Origin of the sequence: Halorubrum sp. SP9 (assembly GCF_005435015.1) — an archaeon.
Taxonomy (GTDB): Archaea; Halobacteriota; Halobacteria; order Halobacteriales; family Haloferacaceae; genus Halorubrum; species Halorubrum sodomense.
On the sequence record NZ_SGXU01000183.1, the window covers coordinates 1 to 796 of the forward strand.

Below are 796 nucleotides of genomic sequence, written 5' to 3' on the forward strand. Positions count from 1 at the left end.
AATCCATGTCGTAAGTACTGTCCGTGTCAGTCCGAGCGCATATCTAATCTGCGGCTTCTTTGTTTCGCCGGCCTCACGCTCCTGAATGACGATAGGAATCTCTTCAATTTGCATCCCGTTCTTCCGCGCTTCGATGATCAGCTCAGGCGCACTGAATCGCTCTTCGGTGAGGGTTAATTTTCCTATCTCTGATCCTCGAATAGCGCGGTAACCGTTCGTACAGTCAGTGATCTCAGATTTCGTGAGCCGATTGATGAGCCATGTAAAGAACTTGATCCCCGACTGCCGAACGACTCCGTTCCCGGAGTGATCGACGCCGCGATACCGCGATCCCATCACGTAATCGGCGTCACCGTCAAGCACGGGGGCGACGAGGTTTTCGAGCTCGTCGACAGGATGTTGTCCGTCAGCGTCCATAGTGACGACGACTTCCGCGTTCTTCTTTTCGGCGACGAGAAAGCCCGTTCGGAGCGCCCCGCCCTGTCCCTGATTAATGGGGTGTTCGGCGACGTTCGCGCCGGCCTCCGCGGCACGGGTCGCGGTGTCGTCGTCGGAACCGTCCGAGACGACGATCGCCTCAATGGGATAGCCACGAATGTGGTCCGGAAGCGCGTCGAGGACTGATTCAATACTGGCGGCCTCGTTGTACGCGGGTATCACGATCGCGATCGGATGATTGCCCCCGTCTGTTCGTGGCTCGGTCATCGTCTCCGTAACGGACAAACTCCGCGAGAGATCCGAAATATCGCGCCGGGTGTCTCGGAGCGTCGTGTACAGATAGAATACCATCACGATC

General features: G+C 57.2%; 1 protein-coding gene. It reads right to left on the reverse strand.

What is annotated here, in order from left to right; all coding sequences use genetic code 11:
- On the reverse strand, positions 1-796 hold a 796-nt coding region (locus EXE45_RS17100; RefSeq protein WP_137695035.1), incomplete at both ends, for a glycosyltransferase family 2 protein.